Origin of the sequence: Acrocarpospora macrocephala (genome assembly GCF_009687865.1) — a bacterium.
GTDB lineage: Bacteria > Actinomycetota > Actinomycetes > Streptosporangiales > Streptosporangiaceae > Acrocarpospora > Acrocarpospora macrocephala.
In genome coordinates this window covers 1-24934 of record NZ_BLAE01000038.1, presented here as the reverse complement: position 1 = coordinate 24934, position 24934 = coordinate 1, and the positions used below count along the sequence as shown (strand labels likewise).

General features: G+C 67.3%; 23 protein-coding genes and 1 pseudogene. 9 read left to right on the top strand and 15 right to left on the bottom strand.

Translation table 11 applies throughout. From position 1 onward, the window contains the following. Nucleotides 1-20 precede the first annotated feature (20 nt). Entirely contained in the window at nt 21-494 is a 474-nt protein-coding gene (locus tag Amac_RS31150; RefSeq protein WP_155357994.1) for a hypothetical protein, read from the bottom strand. Between the two features lie 47 nt (nt 495-541). On the opposite strand from Amac_RS31150, the pseudogene Amac_RS31145 reads away from it, so the two are divergent. Continuing rightward, nucleotides 542-1369 (top strand): annotated as a pseudogene (locus tag Amac_RS31145) (IS701 family transposase); the annotation flags it as partial. 302 nt (nt 1370-1671) lie between these two features. Here the strand turns inward: Amac_RS31145 and Amac_RS31140 are convergent. After that, the gene (locus Amac_RS31140) at nt 1672-2862 is read right to left on the bottom strand and encodes a cytochrome P450 family protein (RefSeq protein ID WP_246268827.1); all 1191 of its coding nucleotides are present in this window, start codon (nt 2860-2862) and stop codon (nt 1672-1674) included. A 321-nt stretch (nt 2863-3183) separates the two neighbouring features. Beyond that, entirely contained in the window at nt 3184-4002 is an 819-nt protein-coding gene (locus Amac_RS31135) for an SAM-dependent methyltransferase (RefSeq protein ID WP_246268825.1), read from the bottom strand. A 471-nt stretch (nt 4003-4473) separates the two neighbouring features. Here Amac_RS31135 and Amac_RS31130 point away from each other — a divergent pair, with 471 nt between their 5' ends. From Amac_RS31130 to Amac_RS31120, 3 genes are all read left to right on the top strand, one after another. Beyond that, a complete protein-coding gene (locus Amac_RS31130; protein WP_155357991.1) occupies nt 4474-6597 on the top strand; it encodes an alpha-L-fucosidase in 2124 nt (707 codons plus the stop codon). 310 nt (nt 6598-6907) lie between these two features. Then, nucleotides 6908-8110: a hypothetical protein gene (locus tag Amac_RS31125; protein WP_155357990.1), complete on the top strand. Its 1203-nt coding sequence runs from the start codon at nt 6908-6910 to the stop codon at nt 8108-8110. Nucleotides 8111-8213: 103 nt separating this feature from the next. Then, complete coding sequence (locus tag Amac_RS31120) at nt 8214-8903, top strand: hypothetical protein (protein WP_170322760.1); 690 nt, start codon at nt 8214-8216, stop codon at nt 8901-8903. Here the strand turns inward: Amac_RS31120 and Amac_RS31115 are convergent. The 7 genes from Amac_RS31115 to Amac_RS31085 all read right to left on the bottom strand — a co-directional run bounded on the left by Amac_RS31115 (nt 8881) and on the right by Amac_RS31085 (nt 16082). After that, on the bottom strand, nt 8881-9483 hold the full coding sequence (locus Amac_RS31115) for a GTP-binding protein (protein WP_155357988.1): 603 nt from the start codon (nt 9481-9483) through the stop codon (nt 8881-8883). The two genes, Amac_RS31120 and Amac_RS31115, sit on opposite strands and share 23 nt — an antisense overlap. Then, on the bottom strand, nt 9464-9814 hold the full coding sequence (locus tag Amac_RS31110) for a DUF742 domain-containing protein (protein ID WP_218041402.1): 351 nt from the start codon (nt 9812-9814) through the stop codon (nt 9464-9466). The genes Amac_RS31115 and Amac_RS31110 overlap by 20 nt, the downstream gene beginning before the upstream one ends. Next, the gene (locus Amac_RS31105) at nt 9811-10236 is read right to left on the bottom strand and encodes a roadblock/LC7 domain-containing protein (RefSeq protein ID WP_155357987.1); all 426 of its coding nucleotides are present in this window, start codon (nt 10234-10236) and stop codon (nt 9811-9813) included. The genes Amac_RS31110 and Amac_RS31105 overlap by 4 nt, the downstream gene beginning before the upstream one ends. Continuing rightward, nucleotides 10217-12418 (bottom strand): sensor histidine kinase, encoded by a 2202-nt coding sequence (locus Amac_RS31100; protein WP_155357986.1) that lies wholly within the window; start codon nt 12416-12418, stop codon nt 10217-10219. The genes Amac_RS31105 and Amac_RS31100 overlap by 20 nt, the downstream gene beginning before the upstream one ends. Before the next feature lie 370 nt (nt 12419-12788). Continuing rightward, complete coding sequence (locus tag Amac_RS31095) at nt 12789-14282, bottom strand: hypothetical protein (protein ID WP_155357985.1); 1494 nt, start codon at nt 14280-14282, stop codon at nt 12789-12791. 40 nt (nt 14283-14322) lie between these two features. After that, complete coding sequence (locus tag Amac_RS31090) at nt 14323-14907, bottom strand: GNAT family N-acetyltransferase (RefSeq protein WP_155357984.1); 585 nt, start codon at nt 14905-14907, stop codon at nt 14323-14325. A gap of 320 nt (nt 14908-15227) precedes the next feature. Beyond that, nucleotides 15228-16082, bottom strand: a complete 855-nt coding sequence (locus Amac_RS31085; protein ID WP_155357983.1) for an SDR family NAD(P)-dependent oxidoreductase — start codon at nt 16080-16082, stop codon at nt 15228-15230. Between the two features lie 233 nt (nt 16083-16315). On the opposite strand from Amac_RS31085, the gene Amac_RS31080 reads away from it, so the two are divergent. Continuing rightward, on the top strand, nt 16316-16780 hold the full coding sequence (locus Amac_RS31080; protein ID WP_155357982.1) for a MarR family winged helix-turn-helix transcriptional regulator: 465 nt from the start codon (nt 16316-16318) through the stop codon (nt 16778-16780). 84 nt (nt 16781-16864) lie between these two features. Here the strand turns inward: Amac_RS31080 and Amac_RS31075 are convergent, their stop codons facing one another. Further along, nucleotides 16865-17860 carry a helix-turn-helix domain-containing protein gene (locus Amac_RS31075; protein ID WP_218041401.1) on the bottom strand — a complete coding sequence of 332 codons (996 nt, stop codon included), beginning with the start codon at nt 17858-17860 and terminating at the stop codon, nt 16865-16867. A gap of 29 nt (nt 17861-17889) precedes the next feature. Then, nucleotides 17890-18852 carry an alpha/beta hydrolase gene (locus Amac_RS31070; RefSeq protein ID WP_155357981.1) on the bottom strand — a complete coding sequence of 321 codons (963 nt, stop codon included), beginning with the start codon at nt 18850-18852 and terminating at the stop codon, nt 17890-17892. 216 nt (nt 18853-19068) lie between these two features. On the opposite strand from Amac_RS31070, the gene Amac_RS53925 reads away from it, so the two are divergent. After that, complete coding sequence (locus Amac_RS53925; protein ID WP_170322759.1) at nt 19069-19206, top strand: hypothetical protein; 138 nt, start codon at nt 19069-19071, stop codon at nt 19204-19206. Further along, nucleotides 19199-19909: a peptidoglycan-binding protein gene (locus Amac_RS31065; RefSeq protein ID WP_170322758.1), complete on the top strand. Its 711-nt coding sequence runs from the start codon at nt 19199-19201 to the stop codon at nt 19907-19909. Before Amac_RS53925 ends, Amac_RS31065 begins: the two co-directional genes overlap by 8 nt. A 133-nt stretch (nt 19910-20042) precedes the next feature. Here the strand turns inward: Amac_RS31065 and Amac_RS31060 are convergent, their stop codons facing one another. Next, nucleotides 20043-20618, bottom strand: coding sequence for a hypothetical protein (locus Amac_RS31060; RefSeq protein ID WP_155357979.1), 576 nt, complete (start codon nt 20616-20618; stop codon nt 20043-20045). A gap of 1008 nt (nt 20619-21626) precedes the next feature. Continuing rightward, a complete protein-coding gene (locus Amac_RS31055; RefSeq protein ID WP_170322757.1) occupies nt 21627-22652 on the bottom strand; it encodes a sulfite oxidase in 1026 nt (341 codons plus the stop codon). A gap of 277 nt (nt 22653-22929) precedes the next feature. On the opposite strand from Amac_RS31055, the gene Amac_RS31050 reads away from it, so the two are divergent. After that, the gene (locus Amac_RS31050) at nt 22930-23781 is read left to right on the top strand and encodes a hypothetical protein (protein ID WP_246268824.1); all 852 of its coding nucleotides are present in this window, start codon (nt 22930-22932) and stop codon (nt 23779-23781) included. Further along, the gene (locus Amac_RS31045) at nt 23778-24332 is read left to right on the top strand and encodes an HAD domain-containing protein (protein ID WP_170322756.1); all 555 of its coding nucleotides are present in this window, start codon (nt 23778-23780) and stop codon (nt 24330-24332) included. Before Amac_RS31050 ends, Amac_RS31045 begins: the two co-directional genes overlap by 4 nt. 284 nt (nt 24333-24616) lie before the next feature. Here Amac_RS31045 and Amac_RS53920 read toward each other — a convergent pair. Next, nucleotides 24617-24934 (bottom strand): hypothetical protein (locus tag Amac_RS53920; protein ID WP_218041400.1); only part of this gene is annotated, 318 nt, incomplete at its 5' end.

Genomic DNA, 24934 nt, shown 5'->3' with positions numbered 1-24934 from the left:
ATCGCAGAGAGCGCCTTGGATCAAGGCATAGGGAGATTGCCCGTGCGAAGGAGGACGAGCCCCTCGTCGTCCCACTCGAATCGGTCTCTGGCCGGCGGCAGTTCAACTCCAGCAAGTCCGGCTGGGGCGGAGAACTGCCGTCGAAGTTGCTCTACGAGCTGTTCGGACTGCCAGAGCGTTTCTGGCAAATCGTCCGGCGCATCGACGCTGAGGCCGAGGACGGCCGCCCCGTCCTGAATAACTGTGATGATGGCCTGGTAGTGGTCACGAGCCCTGAGGTAGAGCGTGAAGGCGCCATCCCGGTCTTCGAAGCGCAGCTCGTCAAGGTGTCTGTCGTCCGCCTCACTCGCGATGCCCAGAACATAGACCCGATTGAAAGCGTGGAACCGATCATCGCCAGGATCATCCACGTTGACGTAGCTGTCGATGAATCGTCCGAAGACTTCGGGGCTATGCTCCGGAATCCACACGTAGATGTCGAGACATGGCGACATGGGGTTAGCGTAGATCTTCGCGCTGCGGTGGATCGACGAGGCGGTTCGCGACCAAACCGCAGCTCGCGCAGCGGATCACGGCCCGCGCCCCGGCGGCGGGCGTGCAGATCGCGTGGGTGGCCGGCGATGAGGTGTACGGCCGCGACCCGAAACTGCGCGCCTTCCTGGAAGACCAGCAGATCGGATACGTGCTGGCGGTCGGCGTCGACTTCCCCGTCGCCACGGCAGCAGGTCGGCACCGCGCCGACCACCTAGTCACGCTTGTCCCGGCCGCGGCATGGGAGCGGCGCTCGTGCGGTGCGGGCTCCAAGGGCCCGCGCCTGTATGACTGGGCCATGCTCGCCACCGACGGCCCACGGCATGCCCTGCTGATCCGCCGCTCGATCGCCACCCCATCAGAGCTGGCGTTCTTCTCCTGCCATGTGCCCGAGGGCCGCGTGGTGACCCTGCCGATCCTGATCCGGGTCGCGGGGATCAGATGGGTGGTGGAGGAGGATTTCCAGCAGTCCAAGGGGCAGGTCGGACTGGATCACACCCAGGTCCGCCGCTATCGGTCATGGCGGCGGCACGTCATCTTGGCCATGGCCGCGCTTGCCGTCCTGGCCGTGGTCGCCGCAGTGGAACGCCGCCGCCACCCCTCTCCCGTCCCGCCGCGCACCGGCCAGGATGCCCCACCCGGCGACTACGGGCTCATCGCACTGACCGTGCCCGAGATCCGCCGCCTGCTCACCGTGTTCAACCAGGTCACCGCTGTCGTGACGCCACACACGGCGGCCCTGCGACGCGAGTTCGAGCTGCGCTGGAGTATTCGGCGGCGCCGCCACCAGGCCCGCGCCCGCTGGTACCACTACCGCAAACGCCTTGCCCTCACATAACCCCAGCTCACCGCATCGGGAGGCGCTCATGGATGCGGAGGATCAGATCTCAAACTACTGCTCTCGTACTAGCAAGCCCCGGATATGGGGCGAGCCATCGTGTGACGGTCAGGGAGTTCCCAACCAAAGGCGCTCGCGGAGGACACCACACGATGGCTTGCGGCGGGCGGATACGCACGCACGGGTGGTCATGCCGAATGCGTGCGCAAACTCATGTGATCCACGGGTCTCTGCGGGAATCATCACATATCCGAGCCCAGTCGCCGATCAAGTCGGCGGCATGATCGGCGACTTTCGTGACATCACGCTGGATGGGGAACGATCTCCAGGCCCACGGGGCCGTTGAGCATGAACGATGGCATGCGGGCGGGCTGCTCCCCGGGGTGGGCGAGGGCTAGGTCCGGGAGGCGCTCGAACAGCGTGGTCAGGGCGACTTCCGCCTCCAGACGCGCGAGGTGCGCGCCGAGGCAGAAGTGGGGTCCGTGGCCGAACGCGAGGTGCTCCTTGCTGGTCCGTGTGGGGTCGAAGTGGTCCGGGCGGTCCGGGTGGAGTTCCGGATCGCGCCCGGCGGCGGCGAAGCCGATGATGATCGGGTCGCCCTTACCGATGACGACGCCCTCGCCGAGATCGATGTCCTCGATGGCGTAACGCAGCGGAAGGTGCATGACCGGGCCCTCGGCACGCAGCGTCTCCTCGATGACGTCCTCCCAGCTGATGGTTCCCTCGCGGATCCGGGTGAGGTTCTCGGGGTGGGTGAGCAGGGCCTGGACGGCGCTGGTGATGAGGTTGACGGCGGTTTCGTAGCCCGCGCCGATCGTGACGAAGAGGGTGGCGAGCAGCTCGGGTTCCAGCATCGGCTCCTCGTCGGGCTCGGACGGCAGGAGCAGGTCGCTGGTCAGGTCGGCGGCTGGATGCTCTCTCTTGTACCGCAGGAACTCGGTGAACCGGTTGTGGAGTTCGGCCTGGGCGGCCAGGGCCCGCTCCGGGTCGGCCGTCCAATCCAGAGTGGCCTCGATCGCGCTGGCGAGCTTCTCTCGCAGGTGGTCCGGAACGCCGAACAGGTCGGTGATGACGGTCATGGTCAGCGGCAGTGCCAGGGCCTGCCGCACGTCGGCTGTCGCCCCAGGCGGCAGGGCGGCGAGCGCCTCGACCAGGCGGTCCGCGGTCGCCTGGATGTGCGGGCGCGTCTGCTCGACCCGCCGCGGCGAGAACGACGGGGCGATGCGGCGCCGGGACCTACGGTGTTCCTCGCCGTAGGCGTTGAGGAAGCTCTGGTTCAGGACTCCCGCGGCCAGCGGCCAGCCCTCGGGCACGTCGGCCAGACCGGGCCAGTGCCGGTGGGGATCACGCGAGACGCGCGGGTCACCGGTCAACGCCTGGATGACGCTGTGCCGGGTGACCGACCAGGCGTAGACGGGCCCCGGAAGCTCGACGAGCACCGCCGGCCCCTGAGCGCGTAACGTGGCGGCCTCCGCGTGCATCGCACGGGCCATGGGATCGAGAACCGGACACCTGGGAACGGACGAGGACGGCATATGGTGCTCTTCTCGCTGGAAAGTGCACGGAGGCTTCCGCCGACTCCGCGGTCCTCCGGTTCGGGCGGGAGCCAGATGGTAACGCCGCCGCACCATGGTATGGACTACTTGACCTAACCAGGCCAAAGCGGTAAGGCGTGAAGAGGCAGCACTGCCTGCGGTCCCGTGCTAGGTCGTACCGCGACGTTACGAGCAAACAACGAGCAGACAAACGCATTCTTGGCCGTTCGACAGCCCGCGGGGAGCGCGCTCTTTGTCCACTGGTTGCCTCATGCCGCGTTAATCTAGAGTCGGCTTTCGGCCTACGCCGCCGAGTATCCAGACCTCCTCCGGAGTGATGTCGGTTTTGGGGTCGGGCCGCCATTCGGAAACGAACACCAGGCCGGGGTCGATGAGGTGTACGCCGTCAAAGAAGCGTTCGATTTGATGGCGCGTGCGGTGTGTGGCCGGGTATTTGGTGTTCTTGTAGACCTCTGCGGCGCCACCAGCGTTGTCCGGCCTGGCGTCGGCGGTGGCGTGATTAATGACAAGGTAGCTACCCGGGGCCATAGCGTCGCGGAGGTGGGCGACGATCGCGTACGGGTCAGCTTCGTCGTCGATGAAGTGAAGGACGGCCACCAGCAGGACGGCCATTGGCTGGTCGAAGTCAATCTGCGCCCGGGTGTCGCGGTGGTTGAGGATGGCATCCGGGTCGCGCAGGTCCGCCGTGATCACGCTCGTGGTCTTGGATTCGATGGTCTTCAAGGCGCGCGAGTGGGCCAGCACCTTCGGATCATTATCGACGTAGACCACGCGTGCGTCTGGCGCCTCGGCTTGGGCGATCTCGTGGACGTTGCCTTGGGTGGGCAGGCCACTGCCGATGTCGAGGAATTGGCGGATGCCCGCGTCGCGGGCTAGGAATCGTACGGCACGTTGGATGAACCCACGGTTCTCCCGTGCCATGAGAATCACCTCGGGAGCCGCTGCGATCACCTTGTTCGCGGCTCGGCGATCGGCTGCGGAATTGTCCTTGCCGCCCAAGTAGTAGTCGTACATGCCTGCAGCAGTGGGGACGGAGGGGTCGATGCCGCCCGGCTGGACTGAGCTGTCCGTGTTCACCTGTTTCCGAAACCTTCCTCAAGAGCGTCCACATGGTTCGTCTGGATCCGACGTGAACTGGCAGCCCCCCGCAAGACGTCGCGTCCCGACGTGCGTCACCCGCGGAGCACACGCGCCGCCTGAGCCCTCTCGGGCTTCATGGCTGAGCATGGGGACCCACCGGTACTGGCACGTCGTCTTGATTGAGCATCGTAAACCAGCTCGTCGGGACCGCTAGGGCGCGTCTTCAAAGGTCGTAGCTAAGACATCCAATGTATTCCCCCGACATAATCATGATCAACGCCAGCCTATGACCTAATTGGCCGAGGATAGGCACCTACCTGCATCCCTAACAACCCTGATTTCACACTTGACAGGTCGGATGTTTCGGGAGATCAATGTGGCACCGCACATTCCGTCCGGTTCGCTGCCGCCTGTAGCGGCGTGCACGCAGCGGCGAGCTGATCGCATCCAGGCACCAGAGAGGAATCCATGCGATCAAGATCCCTGCGAGCAGCCCTGTCCCTGCTCGTCGCACTGACGGCGACGGTCATCGTGTCGCCCGCACCGGCTGCCGCCGCACCGGGCGACAACTACGTCGCCGATGACGCGCTGAGCTCACCGCGCACCCGCTGGTTCGATGAGGCGCGCTTCGGCATGTTCATCCATTTCGGCGCGTATTCCGCTTTCAAGGGCCAATACGGCACGTGCCGCGACGCCGAGTGGATCAAACGGCAGTGCAACATCCCGTGGAGCGAGTACGAGGCCAAGGCCGCCACCTTCAACCCCGCCTCGTTCGACGCCAACGCCATCGTGCAGCTGGCCAAGCAGGCCGGTCAGAAGTACATCATCATCACCGCCAAGCACCACGACGGATTCGCCATGTGGCCCACCAGCGTCAACCGGTGGAACCTCCGCGACCACTCCGGCTTCTCCCGCGACATCCTGCGCGAGCTCAAGACCGCCGCGACCGCCAACGGCATCAAGCTCGGCTTCTACTACTCGATCTGGGACTGGCATGACCCGGACTTCGTCGCGAATTTCCCGGGCTACGTCACCAGGATGAAGGCGCAACTCCAGGAGCTGGTGACCGGGTACGACCCCGCGGTGCTCTGGTTCGACGGCGAATGGAGCGAAACCAACCCCACCAACCCGTGGTCGGCGCAGAACGGCGAGGATCTGGAGCGGTTCGTCCGTGGCATCTCGCCGCAGGTCGTCATCAACAACCGAGTGGTCAAGCGCCGCTCTGTCGACGGCGACTTCGGCACCCCCGAGCAGGCGCTCGCCGGTTCCCCGCCGTCGATCCAGTTGCAGGAATCCTGCATGACGATCAACAACACGTGGGGGTACGCCGCCTGGGACACCGCCTTCAAGTCGGCGACCACGATGGTACGCGACCTGGCGACCCTGACCAGCAACGGCGCCAACTTCCTGCTCAACATCGGCCCCACCGACACCGGGGCGGTCACCGCCGGGCAGGCCGATCCCCTGCGCGGCATCGGAACCTGGATGACCACCAACGGGGCCGCCATCACCGGCGCCGGCCACACGGGCCTGGTCAGCCAGCCGGCCTGGGGCCGCGTCACGCGTAAAGGCAACAAGCTCTATCTGATCGTCAACGCCTGGGCCAGCACCCTGCACCTCAGCCACCGCTTGCCGTTCACGGTCACCGGCGCGCGAGTGCTCGGCAGCACCTCACCGGTGACCGTACGACCCGCCGGTGACGGCTACGACTTCCTGCCCAGCGGCGCTGCCACCAACGCCATCGCCACCGTCATCGAGGCCGACATCGTCACCCCCGCCCCCACGGCGGCCGGCACCGGTTCCGGACTCAAGGCGGAATTCTGGAACAACCCCACGTTCACCGGCACGCCGGCGGTCACCCGGACGGATGCGACCGTCAACTACGCCTGGCGTTTCAGCGGCTCCCCGGCTTCGTCGATCGGCACCGACAATTTCTCCGGCCGCTGGACCGGGTCGATCGAGCCGCGGTACTCCGAGCGCTACACCTTCACCACCGCGTCCGATGACACCGTGCGGCTGTGGATCGACGGGCAACTGGTCATCGACAACGCCACCCCGCACACGGCGGCCGTCGATCAGGGCAGCGTGACCCTCGTCGCCGGCCGGCGCTACGACATCCGCCTGGAACAGACCGACCGGACCAGCGAGGCCTTCATGAAACTCGCCTGGGCCAGCCCCAGCACACCCGCCCAGATCGTGCCGCAGTCGCAGCTGTACCCCACAGCCGGCACGACCCGGCGCCTCAACGACAACGTGGCCACCTACGGCACCGGCTGGTCGACCAGCAGCGCGCGCGGACTCGGTGACTACAACGACGACGTGCGCTACACGACCACCAACGGCGCGTCGTTCACCTACACCTTCACCGGCACCGGCATCGACTACCTGTCGGAACGTTACTCCGACCAAGGTCTCGTGGACATCTACCTGGACAACGTCCTCCGGGCCACCGTCGACACCTCCAGCGGCGCCCGCCTGACCCAGCAGGTCATCTACAGCATCCGTGGGCTGCCGCAGGGAACGCACACCCTGCGCGGCGTCAAACGATCAGGCACCTACATGCTCGTCGACCGTTTCGACGTCACCCTCTAGGAGGGCGGTGACGCCGGGTTGGCGGTGGCACGGGAGAACCTCCGGCGTGGTCGAGGTGTCTGACGCCTTCACCCTCCGGAGGTTCTCCCTCGCGGGCGATCCAGGCCACGCGAGGGAGGCGGCCACCGCCACGCTCCACCCGTACCCGAGGCACAGGGTCCGGGCGCAACAAATCATCTCGCCGTACCGTCTGAAGGGGTGTGGAAGACGACGACTACGCGAGGTTCGCGCCGATTCGCTGCCGTGGTTCGGTGCGCGCCGCCGCCGACCTCACCCGGGAAGCTCTGGTACGGCCCCGGGGAAGCGCCCGATGAGCGAACAAGAGGAAAACGCTCCCGACGCCCCGAGGCTCGGCCGCCGGATGCTGCTGATAGGTGTCGTCGCAGTCGGCGCCGTGGCCGTGTCGTTGCTGGCTTTCCCGGACCGTGCCCGCGTCGACTCGTCCGCCGCCGCCCCGGCCACGGATCTGCCTCCCCCGTTGACGGACGTCTGGCCGGAGGCGGTCCGGGAACTCCCCTTGAGGTTGCCGAACGGCAAGCTGTACACGCCGATCCTCTTCCTGGACCGGGACAGGATGCTGATCAAATCCCAGTCAGGTGTCGAGAAGGCCGACCTGCTGTCCTCCTACGATCTGCGGACCGGCGAGGTGAAGGAGCTGGCCCGCCTCGTCGCCCGGCCCGAGATGGTGCGGCCCGCCTCCGATTTCGCCGTCGGATCCGGGACCATCGTCTGGCGGACGGTGCGCCGTGAGAGGGGCGATCATGTGACCGACATCTGGACGGCCCCGGTCACCGGCGGAGCGGCGACCGTCCGCGCGACCACCCGGCCCGACAGATTGCGAGGGGATCTTTTACTCCACGCATCGTCGTCGGCCACGGCGTACGCGGACCCGTTCCACGGACTGTCTGTGGCAGGCGGGAACGTCTACTGGTCCAGCGCGACCGCTGGCCTCTGGCGGCTCCCGCTGACCGGTGGCGCGCCTCCGGCCCGGGTCCCCGGCACCGCCGGATATCACCTGCTCGCCTATCCCTGGATGGCGTGGCCCGACCAGTTCGGCAGGCCACTGCGGATCTCTTCGCCCAGCCCAACCCCCGCCGTCCTGCCCGCCTACGGCGAACTGCTCAACGTCGAGACCGGCCAGACCAGAACCGCCGTCATCCCCCCTTCCTGGACCTGCGGTCTCACGCGCTGCCTCGGCCCCCTGCCCGGGAGCCGTGACCAGGACGCGGCCACCCAGTCGCGGGACGGCTCGGCTCAGCGGCGGCTCCCGTCCCTGGGGACCATGGGCGCGACCATCGCCCAGGACCGTTTCTCCGTTCTGCGGGTGTACGGGGAGCCCCACAAGGTCGTGGCCGTCGCGCTGGTGGATCTGAAAACCGGCGAAGCCGGTCTCGTGGGCATGCGCGGCGTGGAGAACGGCCTCGCCCGCCAGACGTTCTCCCACGACTCCGATCTCTACCACTTCAAGCAGAACGGCAAAATGATCATCGTTGACCTTCGGGCCATCTATTAGCAGGTGGTTGAGGCGGTCGTAGTTGAAACTGAGTTTGAACCCTCTAACCGGTTGAGTACGAGAACGGATAACCCGCGAAGCCCTCGTCTCGCACTCTCAAGGTATGGAGAAGGATGTATTGAAAGCGGTGGACCCCGATATCTTGGGTCTGCGGCACACCATGATGGCCGCCGCCCCAGGCGCGGTGGCCGGGGCCATCGTCGGGCCCGCGACCTCGGAAATCTTCGGCCTGGGGCTGGGTGGTCTGGCCACTGTCGGCGCTCTCTTCGGCGGCGCCGCCGGTATCCTGGTCGGCGTAATCGCGCGAGATCTGCTCAGACAGAGCACGCATCACGCGGAGCACCGGGCGTCCTGGACCACCACCTTGGCGGCAGCCTTCCTGATCGGCGGCGCCTTGTTGTCGGGGGTCTTCCTGGAATTGGCGCGCCGCGAAGCCATCGGGATGAATGGGCTCCTCGTCTTGGCCCTACTGCCACCGGTCGCCATCCTCGTCGTCAGCTTGGCCGCGCTCGCCGTAGGCATCCTCCGCCGGCGGGCCACCGCCCGCTGGACCGCGGTCGTCCTGTCGGTCTGCGCGTGCGCCGCCGCCTTCTCGCGACTGCTGGCCGAACTGGTCCCTCAGGTACGAGCCCCTGACTGGGCGGCCATGGCCCAGATTCCCGTGTGGCGGATGTCCGTCATCCAGCCGGCGCTCGCCATAATGATCTTCATCGTGGTCGCGGGACTCCTGCTATCCCCAGCAGCACGCCGCGACTTCGAAGACGGTTCGGTCACGCGGGGCGGGAGGCTTTGAAGACGCCCTCCACCGCGTACATGACCAGCGTGGTCAGCACGTCTTTGACCGACTCGCGGTCGCGTACGTCACAGAGCACGATGGGGGTGGCGTCGCCCAGGCCGAGTGCTCGCCGTACCGTGGCGGGTTCGTGGCGGCGGGCGCCGTCGAAGCAGTTGACGGCGACCAGGAACGGGATGCCGCGCTGTTCGAAGTAGTCGATGGCGGCGAAACAATCCTGCAGGCGGCGGGTGTCGGCGAGGACGACCGAGCCGAGGGCGCCGATGGACAGTTCGTCCCACATGAACCAGAAGCGGTCTTGGCCGGGTGTGCCGAACAAGTAGAGCCAGAGGCCTTCGCGGATGGTGATGCGGCCGAAGTCCAGGGCCACGGTTGTGGTGGTTTTGGATTCCACGCCTGAGGTGTCGTCCACGCCGATGCCGCGTTCGCTCAGCAGTTCCTCGGTGTGCAGCGGGCGGATCTCGCTGATCGTGCCGACCATGGTGGTCTTGCCGACGCCGAAGCCGCCGGCGATGAGGATCTTGATGGCCAGCGCCGAGGCGACCTCGGTAGATCCGGACTCAGAGGCGGCGTAGCCCATTCAGCACTTCCCTGTAGATGCGTTCGTCGATCGTCTGTGCCACCGGACGCGGCCGGTCGATGGTCACCAGGCCTTCGCGGCGCAGATCGCCGAGAATCACGCGGGTGATGTTGAGCGGCAGCTTGAGGTGCGCCGCGACGTCCGCCACCGGGCAGGGCTTGCGGCACAACGACAGGACGGTGAGATGCTCCAGCATCAGGTCCGCCCGCTCGGTGGCCACGCTGACGGTCGTGACGATGGCCACCAGGTCGAAGGCCTCGCCCTGCGGGCGCGCGCGGCCGCCGGTCAGGCCGAAGAGCCTGATCAGCGGCCCGGGGTCGTGGCCTGTCACGGCTTCTGGCCATTCCAGGCGGGTGCCGGAGCCGTCCCCCTCGGCTGCGTGGACAGGTGCTCGCCGACTCGCTTGACCAGCAGCGCCATCTCGTAGGTGACCATGCCGAGTTCGGCTTCGCCCGCCGCCAGCACGGCCAGCCTGGCGCCCTGGCCCGCCCCGGTGACGAGCAGGAAGCCGCCCTCCATCTCGATGATGGTCTGCCGTACGCCGCCGAGACCGAAGTGCCGTCCGGCGCCCTGCGCGAGGCTGTGGCTTCCCGCGGAGATGGCGGAAAGGTGCTCGACGTCCTCCCGGGTCAGTTCCCGCGAGCCGCCCATGGCCAGACCGTCGGCGGACAGGACGATGGCGTGCCGGATGTCGGGGACACGCTGAGTGAGGTCGTCGAGCAGCCACTTCAGTTCAGCTCCAGGGTTGTGCATCGGGATGGCCGTCCTTTCTATTCCACGTGTCGTGTCCCTGTTCGACCTGGGTACGGCCCTGCTGCCAGCCGCGTTGCATCGACGACATGAGTTTCCGGAGCTCTTCCGGAGATCTCACGGAGACGTCCTGCTGTTCCTGGGACGGCGCGCCGCGAAGCTGCGGGGCCAGGTTGGCCAGGGGGACCCGCATCGGCAACCCGTCCAGATCGTCGTCGTCCGGCACGGGCGGGGTCCTGCGCGCCGGGACTTCCTGCCGCTCGGCCGCGAACCAGTCCGGCGTCCCCTGGGACCAGGTGTCGGGCATCGCGCTCAGTGCTCGCGTGGGGCCGGCCAGTTTGGCGTACATCGGATGAGCCTGCGCCTCCGCGGCGGCGAGCAGGCTGGACGGCAGCAGCACGATCGCGGTGGTGCCGCCGTACGGCGAGGGCCGGAGCGCGATCTTGATGCCGTGCCGGGCGGCGAGCCTGGACACCACGAAGAGGCCGAGCCGGTCGCTGTCGGCCAGATCGAACTCCGGCGGTTCGGCGAGCCGCGCGTTGACCCGCTCAAGCGTGGCCGGGCTGAGCCCCAGGCCCCGGTCCTCGACTTCCAGCCCGAAGCCGTTCGCGGCCACCGCGCTCCGGATGTGGATCGTGGTCTCGGGGGGCGAGAAGACCGCGGCGTTCTCCACCAGCTCGGCCACCAGGTGGATCACGTCGGTGACCGCCGCGCCCACCAGCGCCGGGGCGTTCGGCATGGGCGCCACGATGACGCGGGTGTAATCCTTGACCTCGATCACCGCGCTGCGTACGACGTCGTAGAGCGGCACCGGGTCGCGCCACCTCCGGGCCGGGGCGGAGCCGGACAGGATGATCAGGTTCTCGGCGTGCCGCCGCATCCGGGTGGTGAGGTGGTCGAGTTTGAAGAGATCCTCCAGGATCTCCGGCTCCTCGACGCGGCGCTCCATGATGTCGAGCAGGCTGAGCTGGCTGTGCAGCAGCGCCTGGTTGCGCCTGGCGAGGTTGAGGAACACCTGGCCGACGCCCTTGCGGAGGGTCGCCTGGCCGACGGCGGCCTCGACGGCGGTGCGCCGTACGGCCGAGAACGCCCGGACGACCCGGTCGAATTCGGCGGTGTCGGCGGGGGCCGGGTCCGGGGCCTCGGTGGCGGGGTCCACGTCGTCGCCCCTGCGCAGCCGCTCGACCAGCCGGGGCAGGCGCTCCTCGGCGAGTTCCACGGCCGAGGCCTGAAGCCGCTTGAGCTCGTTGATCAGCAACCGGCCGAACCGGTAGGACAGCACGACCGACAGGATGACCGCGATCAGGCCGAGCACCAGGACCAGGCCGATCCGCCAGTACGCCGCGGTCTTGGCCGCCTGCTGTTCCGCCGCGGCCCGGCCCAGCTCCTGCGAGGTGTCCTGGTTGATCGTGTTGAGGATCGTCTCCGTGTCGCTCTTCCACTCGGCGGGATCCACCGGCGGCGCGCCGTTGGTGTCCCACACGAAGAGCCTGTCCTCCACGTCCACGAGCCGCTGGTACGGGCCGCCGTTCAGGAGATCCTGGTAGCGCTCCCTCAAGTCGGGGCCCATGTCCCGGTCGGCGTTGGCGAAGACGAGCCTGCGGCTGGTCATCGCGGCCACGAACGCGGCCCGGTCGGTGGGGGTCATCTTCTGGTGCACCATCGTGCTGGTCAGCACGGCGTGCTCCCTGCCCAGGTATTCGGCGGTGGCGCTGTAGGCGGACATGCCACGCACCGCGCGGTACGACGACACGTCGCTCAGCGCGTCACGATCGCTGAACTGCCGGTTGGCGACGCCGATCAGGTCGTCGTACGCGTCGATGACCTTGAGCGGAGGGGTGAGCCTGCCGTTGTCGGCGGACGAGCGCAGGTCGTTCAGCCCGTCCAGGGACTCCACCAGAGCGCGCACGGCGGCGGGGGTCCCGCTCTCGGGGACCGAGTCCACCGACCCGATCGCCTCGCGCAGGCGCGCCACCTTGCTGTCGGTGACCCGGCGCTGCTCCGCCAAGGGCTGGTCGGCTCCGGTGCCGCGGACCGCCTCGGCGGAGAGCTGGCGCTCCCGCTGAAGCTCGACGATCAACTGCAGCACCGGTGAGCCGATGGCCTCCCAGCGGTCCTGGCTCTGGGAGATGTCGACGATCTCCTGGACGCTGGAGTAGGCGATGAACCCCCACAAAGCGATCATGGAGATCAGGGGAATCAACAGGATTCTGAGAAGCTTGGACCGAATCGGCGGCGGCGAGCTCAACCTTCACGTCCCATTCCGCGCATAAAGTGCGCTACCGACTATGATCTTGGCTCGCCCCCAAGAACACATACCACCGCGTAATACGCCGGTGGTTGCACCACTATGCCCACGGGACGTACGGACTTCAAGCGGCAATTCAGAAGAATTCGGCCGAGAAATCACGCGAACCTGAGGGCGCGGCGGCGCACGCTCACAACGCACCTGGTCAGGACGTGATGAGGCCGCCGGGGCATGGCATGCACTTCCTGAATTGTCTGCGCCCCCTACGACGGCAGCGGCCTGCTGCGTCGTCTGGCCTGGCTGTCCTTCAATGTCCTGTTTGGCGGAACACAAGCTTCGACATTGACGCACGCGGCAGTGAGGGGTTGGCGGCCGCCGACTCCGCCACCTGCCAGACTTCGTCGGCGAGCAGGTCGGTGATGGTCTGGGACGGCAGTGACGGATGGCCTGCGGCTATGCGCCTGGCCTGGTGGTCACGAAGGCAGGCCATTAACGCCGAGGCCGTGACATCGGGGTGCCGGGCAATCTCGCGGAACGCCTTCTGAACCGGTGGTTGGTGCCGGGTCAGGGCCTCCAGCAATGCCGGTGAAGCGTCCGGGTTCGTGGCCACCTTGGCGAGGACCCGCACGCCGTGCCGGTCGACCATGGCGCGCAGTTGGGCTTCCGACAGGCCCGGGTGCGGGGCGATGGACTTGAGCACCTTCGCGTCTGGGTCGGCGGCGAGCGTGTCGCGGATCTCGGCAGGCAGATCGCGTCGTTGAGCCACGAGCATCCGTACGGCCGAATCCCGTGATTGGGCCAGTTCCCCGACCTCGGCGGGAGAGGCGGCTGCGATCCGCGGCAACAGGGTCTGGGCGACCTTGGCGGCACCGGCCAAAGAGGTGAGCACCTCCAAGGGCACGTGCGGATTGGCTGCTAGGTTGCGCCGCACGTCGTGGCTCGGGTCGGTGGCCAGCGCGCGTACCAGGTGGTCAGGAATGGCGGGATTCTCGGCGAGGGCGGCGCGGACGACGGGTTCCGGGCTATCGGCGAGTCGTTCATATGTTTCTGCAGGCTGGTCGGGGCGGATGGCTAGAGGCCAGCGCAGCTGCATCGAAGGATGGTCGGCGAAGCCGATGACGGCTCCGGCGGGCGCGGCCGGGTTCCACAGCACGGCCTGGCGAGTCCGGTCAACGGTGGACTCGTGGGAGCCGTCGCAGGAGGGCTCCCACAGATCGGGGGACGGCGTCTCTTCGCCGTCACAGACCAGACACCATCGCGCTGCCGGCAGCCCTTCGCCGGTGATCAGCGCGGCCAGCACGGCCGGTGGCGTCGCCTCGTTGACCGCCACCGCACGGCGGACTTCAGCGTGCGGATGCCCCGCGAGCCGGGCGGCCATGTCCGCCGTCGTCCACAGCGCGAGTTCCGCGACGACCCGTACGTTCGAGTCGGCGGCGAGCGTCTCCGTCACATCGGGCGGAAGGCCGAGGCAGGCCGCCAGCTTCTCCCGGCGCTCGGCGTCCGGATCCGCAGCGAACAGGCGTGCCCACTCAGGGCGGCCGACGCCCTCGGCGAGCAGGGCAAGCGCGGCGAGCGGCTGGGCCACGGGATCGACGTCGTCGGCCGTCAGCAAGCCCCGGCCCACAAGCGTGACAGCAGTCCCCTCAACGCGCGAGGCCAGCGTGAGCGCCTGCGCACGGCTGAGGCCCTCGCGATCAGCCAGATCCGCGGCGATGTACTCGTCCGCGACCGCGATCAGCCGATCGACCAGCTCAACGGGCAGGGCTGGGTTGGCGGCGAGCCCGCACAGGACAGGGTTCACCGGAACATCCTGCCTGGAGCGTGATCAGATGGCTCCTGGTTTAACGATGACGAGGCTGGACTTGATGGGCGAGCCACCACTGCCTGGTGATCGCGTACTCGACCTCGCCCAGGTCACTGCCTGGAAGTGGATCTTCCCATTCCATGAAGAATGTACGGATATGCTCCATGCCGATCGTGGCCATGGTCGCGCGAGAAGCGGTGTTGACCGCCATTGTCTCGGCGAAGACGCGGTTCAGGCCAAGATCTTCGAAACCGTGCCGGAGCAGCTCGCGGGCTCCCTCGCTGGCCAGGCCCTGGCGCCAGTGGCGCGGTAGGAGCCGGTAGCCGAGCTCGGCTTGGCCTTCGACTGGGCCCTGATCGGGGCGCTGCGGCGGTTCCAGGATCCACCAGCCGACGAAAGTTCCCTCGACGAAACCAGCCCAGAAACCCAGCCCTGGAACGTAGTCGGCGACCGCGAGGCGTTGGCGGTGGAGGAGTTCGACCGTCTCGCGGGTACGGGGACGGCCGTCGCCCAAATAGCGCATGACCTCGGGGTCGGCGTCCAGTTCGACCTCGTGTTCCAGGTGTTCGTCCGCGAGCGGGACCAGCAGGATGCGGCTGCTCCGCAACGTCGTCTGAGCCATGGGGAGATTGTCGCCGACGTCTTCCTCGATGCACTCGACAGATGATCCACGGGCTTACGCCTGTGAGCCTTGGTGGGCTCACCTGAGCAGCGGCCGCGAATCCAACGAAGCTGCTCTTGAGCTGGGCAGATGAATTTCGCCAGCGCTGGTCAGCGAGTTGCGCGATCTCGGTGTAGTCCGCCAAGGTTGCCAGATAACCGAGAATCGAAGCGCACCGGGCGGGCCGTCCCTAGCTGGCACAGGTCCTCGGAAGCATTCTTGCCAGATAACAGAAGTTGTCACGCAAGGCTTCGAGGGCTCCCGGGCGGAAGGCGTCGGGTTCAGCCGTTGAGGAGTCGTTCGGTTTCGCGCCACAGCCGGGTCTGGAGTTCGGGGTCGTCGCCGGGTGGGGTGGGCAGGATCTGGCGGTGTTTGCGGACGGTGTAGTAGCCGCCGGTGCGGCCGGTGAAGGCGGGGTCGGTCGCGAGGGTGACGATCAGGCCGGCGCCGCGGGCGGGGTCGCCGATCGACAGCCGGGTGAGGATCTTTTCCAGGGTGGCGGCGAAGCGGAGCTCGCGGCCTAGGCCGGTGGTGTTGAAGCCGGGATCCAGGCAGTTGGCGGTGACGGTGGTGCCGGCCAGGCGCCGGGCCAGTTCGAGGGTGAACATGATGTCGAGCAGCTTGGTCTTGCCGTAGTGCTGCGATGATCCGCGTGCGGTGAACGGGACCGTCTCGGTCAGGTCCTGCGGGAGCCGGAGGGTGCCGTGGCGGCGGGAGGCTTGGGAGGCGACGTTGACGATCCTGGCGGCCGGGGCCCGGCGCAGGGCCGGCAGGAGTTCGCGGGTGAGGAGCCAGGGGGCGAGGTAGTTGACGGTGATCATCTCGGGGTGGCCCTCAGGCGTGGTGCGGGGTGTGAAGGCGTGGATGCCGGCGTTGTTGATGAGCACATCGATGTGGTCGTACCGGTCGGCGATCTCGCGGCCGATGCGCCGCACGTCGGTCAGGCGGGTGAAGTCCGCCAGGAACACTTCGATCTCCGCTTGAGGGGCGTGGGCGCGGAGTTGATCTCGGGTCTGTTCGGCCTTGTCCGGGTCGCGGGCGGTGATCGCGAGGTGAGCGCCCCGCCGGGCGAGGTCGAGGGCGGCCAGGCGGCCCAGGCCGCTGGTGGCGCCGGTGATGACGATGACGGGCTGCATGACGGTCCTGTCCAAGGTCGTGGTGACGGGTCATTCGGTGCGGAGCCGGCGTTCGGATGCGGCCCACGCCCAGGTCTGTGGTGATGTCACCGTTGGCGACGGCCAGGATCGTCGTCGCCGGCGACACCCCCAGCGTGACCGCCGGCAGCGACACCCCGCCGCCCTTGCGGGCTCGAAAGGCCTTCCAAAGTAGTTTGCATATGCCCATCATCGTAGGTGACTATAGTTTAGATATGCAAACTACTTCTGAGGGCGGTGAGAGCAGCCGGCACGAGCTCGAACTGGCGCTGGGCGAGCAGATCAACGCCCTGCTGAGCGCGACCCGCGCGCTGAGCGAGCGCAGCGCCGCGCACTTTCACGCCGACCTGCAACCGGCCGCGTTCCACATCGCGCGCTGGCTGTACGCCTTCGGGCCCGCGCGGCCCAGCGCCATCGCCGAAGCCGTCAGCATGGACCGCAGCTCCACCAGCACCCTGATCGGCAAGATGCGATCGCTCGGCCTGCTGGATAGCTCACCCGCCCCCGGCGACCGGCGCAGCATCATCGTCGGGCTCAGCGAGCGCGGCCGCCGGCGGGTCGCGGCGACTCTGGAGGACCGGGGCAAGGAGTTCTACGCCCGCACCCAGGACTGGTCCGAAGACGACCTCACCTGCCTCATCGAACTGCTCGGACGTCTCACGTCCGACCAGCCCACGTAACATCCGCTTCCCAGGCACGGCCATCCTCATCTCCGGCGGCCACTCGGAGATCAAGCGCCATCATGGTGACGCGGCGGCTCGGTGTCACGCAGGGGGATGCCGGTGCAGGCGTCTCAGGGCGAACGCGAGTTGGAGGCGGAGGCGGCCCTGCGGGTCGCGGACGTTCCAGCCGAGTAGGTGCTCCGCTCGGGTGAGGCGATCCTGGAGAGTCGAGTGGTGCAGGGTCAGGGCGGTGGCGGCCGTGCGCAGGCTTGGTTCCGACGCGGCGGCGTACAGGGTGGCCAGCATCCAGGGTGCCGCGGTGCCCGCGTGGTCGAGAGCCCGGACGTCGGGCGCCGGCTCGCTGTCGGTGCCCACCGCGGCGGCCAGGACCATGAGGCCGCCCAGCTCGTCGGCCCGTACCACCCTTGGGCCCGGATCCTGCTCGTCTCCTTCGGCCGCGAACCGCAGCGCGGTCTTGGCCGCCATCCAGGAGGCGGGAAGATCGGCCACCCGCCCGATTGTCCCGACTCCCGCTCGCCGGCCGTCGACGCGCCCGCGGGTGCCGGCGTGTTCGATCACGGGTGGGACGCCCGCGATGGCCACGGCCCAGACGCCGGTCTCGGGGAGGCGGAGCCGGCGGGCCGCGTGCAGGCGGTCGGCCTCGGTGGCGGCCGGGTCGAGGAGGAGTTCGACCAAGGCGGGATCGCCGCCCGATGGGGCCCGGCCGCGGGTGCGCTCCAGGGCGTCGCGGGCGACGCCGGTGGCCCGTTCGAGGACCATCAGGTCGACCGCCCCGGCGGGTCCGGGGCGCTCCAGCCACAGTACGGCGTGCTCGTACCCCAGCGGCGCGTGCAGCCAGGCGGGATCGGGCGGCACCGCGGCGTCGTCCCGTCGCCCGTCGCCCAGAACGCGCACGTTCACCCGGTGATCGGGATCGATGAGGCGGGCCGGGCAGCCCGCCAGCACCGCCGCCCCCCGGACGATCGCCTCCAGCCCGGCCCTGGTCGCCACCAGGCGGTCGAAGTAGGCGATGACCTGGACCGCGGCGCTGGCGTCCGGGTCGAGCGCGGCCAGCCTGCCGGCAAGCTCTCTCACCATGCCATCCTGCCTCAGCCCGCCAGGTGCGGCTAGGCGCCGAGGATCCGCCGCAGCCACCTCAGCCGCGCCGCCTTCGCCTCCTGCGAGATCGCGGCCTGCGGCGCCATCATGTCGAACCCGTGGAACCCGCCGGGCCACACGTGCAGTTCGGCCACGCCGCCCGACTGCCAGATGCCGGTGGCGTACGCGACGTCCTCGTCCCGGAAGGTCTCGGCCGAGCCGACGTCGACGAAGGTGGGCGGCAGGCCGGACAGGTCGGTGGCCCGCGCGGGCGCGGCGTACGGGGAGACGTCGGGGCCGCCGCGCCGATCACCGAGCAGCGCGGTCCAGCCGGTGTCGTTCGAGGTTCTGTCCCAGACGCCCAGGCCCGCCATCTGGTGGCTGGACACGGTGTCGTTCCTGTCGTCGAGCATCGGGCAGATCAGCAGCTGGCCGATCAGGGCGGGGCCGCCCCGGTCGCGTGCCAGCAGCGCGACGGCCGCCGCGAGCCCGCCGCCCGCGCTCGCGCCCGCGACGACGATCCGCCCGGGGTCGACACCGATCTCGTCGGCGTGCTTGGCCGTCCAGACCAGGCCCGCGTAGCAGTCCTCGACCGGCGCGGGGTGCGGGTGCTCGGGCGCGAGCCGGTACTCCACCGAGACGACCGCCAGCTTCAGCTCCACGACCATGTCGAGCATCTCGGTGGGGATCAGCCGGTTGGTGCCCATGATCATGCCGCCGCCGTGGATGTTGTAGAGCGCGGGCACCGGCCCCGTCTCCCCCGCCGGGCGCAGGACGAGCAGCGAGATGTCGGGCTCGCCCGCCGGACCGGGGACGGTCAGCTCCGTGACGTCGATCGCGCCGCCGCGGGTGAAGTCCTCCTCCGGCATGAACGACGCATCGCGCAGCGCGGGCAGCGTCTCCATCGTCAGCGACGGCGGTATGAAATCCGCCATCACGGTCAGCGCCGCCGCCAGCTCCGGGTCGAACGGCGGCGGGGTGGGTACGGTCATGATCGGCTCCTGGATGTCGATGGTGTTACGCGCGGCTGACATCACCGCCTACCAGCATCGTGATCCGGCCCCGCGCCCCGATCGAGCGCCACGCGGCGGAAACCACCCGCCAAATGGCGGGAACATCTCACCAGGCATTCACGGGCCTCCCGTGGGTCCGGAAATGAGTACGGGTCTACTCATGCGCGGACAAAATCGTGAACGCCATCGTGAAGTATGACAAGTTCCCCCGAGGATGATCCGATCCTCCCCTCAGAACCCGGGGACGGCGCGCCCCAGCCGGACGATCCGGACCTGCCGCTGGAGGCCCCCGACTACGACGCGATCGACCGGGAGGTGGCCACCGATGCCTAAGGCCAGCGACCTGCTCAAGATAATGGCCGCTTTCGAAGGCTACCGAGAGGGGCGCAGCCAGTCCCTTTTCGGCCGCCGGTACGGCATCCGCCACCGTACCCCCATATTCAGCGGAGCCAAATGGTGTGACATGTTCCTCGCCGAGTGCGCGCTCCTGGCGGGCGGCACGGACATGCTCAAGATCGTGGGCGATTTCGCCTTCACGCCCTCCCATGCCAACTGGTTCAAGGAGAACGAACGCTGGCACAAGGGAGCCACCGGCATTCGCGCGGGAGACGTGGTGTTCTTCGACTTTCCCGACTCCGAGCCGGGGATCCAGCACGTCGGCGTGGTGGAGAAGGTACGCTCCGGCACGACGATCCAGACGATCGAAGGCAACACGTCAAACGTCGTGGCGCGCCGCTCGCGCAACCTGCGCCACGTCGTCGGGTACGGCAGGCCCGCCTACAACGGCACATCTTCGCCGTCCCGTGTCCCGTCCTTCCCGAATTCGGCGACTGCGGGAATCATCGGCGAACTGGATGTGCGCAGCGTGCAGGAACTGCTGATCCAGCACGGCTTCAGCGTCGGTCCCGACGGCGCCGACGGGGACTTCGGGCCGAACACCCGCCGGGCGCTGCGGAAATTCCAGCACGCGCATAACTTGCCGGAGACCGATCTCCCAGATGACAAGACCTGGCAGGAACTCTGGCTCGCCTGGTGAGCGATCCGCGTCCGCGACGGCCGACCTGCTCATGGTCGGCTTCGCTTTTTCGCCGGCAAAGGTCCCCCACTCGACCTGGGCCGTTCAGCGAAGTACGGCGGAGTTGCGTGTTGCCAGGACTTCAAGACCAGCATCAGGGCTGCGCTGCGCTTATTGCGGAACCACCTCCCTCTGGCCTCTCTGAAGCCAGCGCTCGTCCACCTCGTCTCCTGCGGGCCTTACTACTCGACCTGAGCTCCGCGTGATCTGGCGCCATATCTTTGATCTTTTGCTCTATCTCACCCGCGAATGCTGCTGCTAGCTTCCCGGACTCCGCACTGGAAGCCCCCCACTGGACGACAGCAAGCTGAAGCGCGGTCCGATAGATCTTCAGCACCGCTTCGATGTCCTTGACCTTGGCTTCGGCATCCAGGAGCTTCGCGCGCAGGGCTTCTTCCGATCTCCCAGAGGGAATCGCTGAGGAAGATTGCGCCCCGGTCTCGCTGTCTACCGCCATCTCATCGGGGAGCTTGGTTGTGCCCCGCGAACGACCAGTCAGCAGCATTAGGAAGGTCTCCATTAGATAGACCCGCCTCCGAAACGTGTCGCCTTCGCGGCTCGACACTAAGGCTGCCAGCGCCAGGATCACGAGAACGAGAACAGGAAGAGAGGCGATGAAGCCGAGAACTCCAGCTGCGCTTGGCAGGGCATAGCCCTTGAGGATCATCACGGATCCGAGTCCGGTGCCCCCGAGGCCTAAGACGAGGCCCACCCTCCGCCCCGTGGTGCCGATCGCCCTTGGCCAGAGCCTCTGCCACCTGGCAGCGGCAGCGTGCTGTGCAGGCCTCGCATTCCGTTGCCCGGATTTGGCAGCGGGCGTCCTTTCAAGCGCTGACCTGGTCCGCCTTCTCCGACTCCCCGACATTAGAGTCCCCGGCAGGAGTAAGCCGGATCATTGACTCCATTATTAACGATCATCGTTTCCCGCCTTCTACGCTGAAGGTCGAACTTGGGATCGCCAATCCGCTGATCGAAATCCTCACAAGGAAGATCTATCACAGCGGCAGCAGGAGGCCAATCCGTCCCCGCCGTGACAATCCTTTGAGAAGAAAGCTACGACCTCTGCGATGGATCGGGGCGCCGGGAACTCCGAATTAGCCGCGATCCAATAGGCATGGCCGACACCCTTCCCGTCGAATCGACGTTTATTCCGCTTGAAGGCGGGAAGCAAAATGTCGATGTTCGTAACAATTAGACACATTTCGACATCACTTTAAGTTATTATGTATAACACTCCGCGATGGTCCGGTGAATCGATCTACGACCTGTGATGTTAATCACACTTTTGTATCGAGGATGTAGGCGCTTGATCCGCGTACCACCCGGATGCCTCGCCTGCGGGCGGCCGGCCCACGTCTCGTCTCAGCAGGACTTTAAGGTGCGCCATGATCCAGAGAAGGTCCTCATGACGAAGAGCCAACAAACTCAACGTCCTTGGACAGGTCGCGGCGTACCAACACTGCCATCACAAGCACGAACCTCGTGATCATTCAAACCAACGCGAGAGGCACCTCGGGAGACTCCCACTCTCCCTGATCGTGATCGGCACCCAACTGGTCGACCCCATCCCCCGCGCCCTCGCCGAACCTCTATCGGCCGTTCCGCAGCAAACCCGCAGGTCAACATCTGGCGTATGCGGCAGCTATCGTTCGCTTGTTCTCCGAGCCCTATTACGGCCTCAAGGCATGGATTCGACTCGGATGGGGTGGGACAGCACCGGGTGATAGAGGTAGCCGAGGTCATTCCATGGGACGGTGTCGGGCTGGGTTTGGCCCTGGTCGTCAGTGGCGCGTACCCGGATGATGTGATCGCCGGGCTCGGGATGCCAGCTGAACTGCCAGCGTACCCACGCCGCCGATATCTCCGGAGGAGCGAGTGACGCCTCCTGCCAGGAGCCCTCGTCGATGCGGTATTCGACCGACGTGACCCGGTTCTCTCCCGCGTACGCACGCCCCCGGATGACTTGCGGTACCGGCCGCAGCTGGGCTGGCCAGGGCAGTTCCACCAGGCTCGCCACCGGTAGGGCGGTGATCGGCATGCCTAGTGAGGGCGCCTGCGGAGGGTAGTCCGGGCCGATCAGCACGTAGTCTTCGGTGTTCCACGGAACGTGCAGGGGTTGTTCGGAGACTTCGATCCGGCCCACCCATTTGATGCTGGCCGCGCCGAGCCAGCCGGAGACCACGATCCGAGCCGGGTACCCGTGATCGGGCGGTAGCGTCTCGCCGTTCATGGCCAGCGCGAGCAGGGTGTCGTCGGCGAGTGCCTTGGCCAGCGGCATGGGCCGGCGGGCGTGGATCTCGTCGAGTGACTCGGGCATGACGTCGCACGCATCCGGCGTGATCCCCGCGGGTTCGAGCAGGTCGCGCAACCGGACGCCGGTCCATTCCGCGGTGCCGATCGCACCGCGACCCCACTGGGTGCCATTGAACTTGTGTCCGTGCTCCTCGCCGAACAGCGTGCGGCGGTTACCGGCGCACTCGATTGTGCGGATCATTGAGACCAGCGGCATTTCCCACAGATCGGCGTAGGTGTAGGTGATCGGTTCGCGTACTCCACTCCCTTCGATCCGGAGCGACCATGTCGCGGCGTTCAGATGGGGAGTTGGTGCGTGGCTGCGAAGGAAGAAGCGATCGATCGGGGTGATGTAGCCAGGCATGCGGTCCGGCCGGATCCCGTAGTCCAGACCGGTCCCGGTGTCCTCCATAAGCTCGGAGGGAGTTGGTTTGACGACTTTGCGTTCCCTGACCGCCTCACGTGAGGGATGATCAGGCTCACTCCCGTGCAGGGCCCCACTCAAGGCGTGTCGCCTCCTACGGCTCGCTTGAGCCTCTTCATGAGGCCCCCACTGGGACACTATTTTTGTCATCGTGCCATAGCAGGTTACGGATGTCCTGAACCGGTCCCTGCGCCGGTAGGAGGCCGCGACGATCCGGTGGAGAAACCGGATGCTTCGGACTGGCAGGTTCCGTAACCATGGTTCCGTGACGACCCCGTACCGGCCGTTCCGGTGGGATCTGGTACGCCGTGACCAGCTCGGCACGCTCCTGGATGGCCAAGAAGTCGCGCTGGGCTTTCTGGAGCCGTTGATCGAGTGCGCGGCCAAGGTCCTGGCCCGCAGCGGCGATGGCGACCTGTACTTCGTCGGCCGCTCCGCCGACAGCATCTTTGACGTGCTCTCCGGCGCGCTGTCCGGCACCTCACGCTCGGACCGGGTCTGCCTGCTGCCGTTCTCCTACCGGTTCGAGGCACCGCTGCTCGTCCACGAGGTCCGACAGTTGCGGATCAACCTGGAGGCGATGGGCATCAGCCCGTACGGCCTGGCCCGCCGTGCGCGCCCGATCGTCTTCGCCGACCTGGTCTACGGGGGCCACACCTTCACCCATTTGTACGGTTTCCTACGCGACTGGATCGCCGACGAACACGAGACATGGGATGTCATCCGGCTGAAGCTGCGCTTTCTGGGCATCACCGCACGCAAGAAGACCAGCCCCAGCACTTGGCGCTGGTGGCAGGACGCCGACTGGACCGATGAACTGCCCCGCAGCGCCATCACCAACGTGTCCATCCCCGGCACTCTGTGGGACTACCTCGGCAACTCCCAGGAGAAGATCGCCCCGTCCTTCCGACGTACCCTCTGGGCTGACGAAACCGTCACCGCACCTCGGCGCAGCGAGAAGGTCGCCCACGCGCTGGCCGAGGCCGTCGCCTATGTTGAGCAGGGCCGAAGCCATCCGACCCGGACGGCGATAGCGCGCCACCTGGCCACCGAACCCGCCTTCGCTCAGCCCTGGCTGCGGACACTCGCTCTCGAACTCCGCAAAGGATCACCATGACACCGATGGTGCTGCTCGACGTGGACGGCGTGCTCAACCCGTCACGCCGTTCGTCGCTCGCGTGGCGGCGCTATACCGGCATCGTGGACGGCGAGCCGTACAAGATCTTGCTCGACCCACGCCACGGCCCGCAACTGCTCACCATGGCCCGCGAGTGCGGCGCCGAGCTGGTGTGGGCCACCACGTGGGAGGAACAGGCCAACGACGAGATCAGCCCGCGCATCGGGCTGCCCCGCCTGCCGGTCATCCCCATCGGCGACTATCTGTCCTCGTCCGGCGGAGAGCATTTCAAGACCGGATCCGTCGCCGCCTACGTGCGGCGCAGGCCGTTCGTCTGGTTCGATGACATGCTCGATGCCGCTGACCAGGAATATCTCAGCAGCCACCCCGGAGTCGGCGACTTCCTCCTGATCCACGTCGACCCCAGATTCGGCCTCACCGACACCCACCTTGCCCAGGCTCGGGAGTGGCTATCGCGCCTGCCTTCGGCTGATCAGGCCCAGCGCGCCGATCGCGTAGCCGCGCATGATCGCGAGGATCGATGGAGCTGAAGCGGTCCGGATCTTGCACCGGTCGTTCTTCGCCGGGTTGAGGGTCCGCGGGTTGGTGTCCTGCTCCAGATGGGGCCATGGCGGCTGGCTCTTCGGATGGCGGCGGGTAGGTAGATCTTTTTGCGGGGCGTGTGACCTGCGGTTTTGTCGTGAATCAAGGCCAGGTTTTGAGTTCCTAACGGAAGTCAAGCCGATCAAGCTTTGAAGGATCAGGGTAGGCGGGGTCGACGCCGGGACTGGGTGTCACGGCGTTCGCGCTGTCGGTTGGGGGTGGTGAGGGCCGGTCAGGCCGTCGTGTGGCGGGTAGCCTTGCTGCTGGACGGGCCGGCTGCCGGAGCGTCGTGTGGCGACTCCTGACCGCGTCGGCTCGTCCCCTGTTTCGTGCCCTGTTTCGTGCCCTGTTTCGTGCCCTGTTTGGTGCCCTGTTTCAGCCGTGTGCTGGCGCGTTTGGGCCGGTTCTTGGCGCGGTCGGCGTCGCTGACCGCGTATCGCTCGGCGCAGATCGCCTTGGCCTCCTCCACGGTGAGGGGGCGGCCGTCGAGATCGCGGAGTTGGTAGGGGGTGCGGCTGCGCCAGCAGGCGGCCAGCCGGGTGACCAGGAC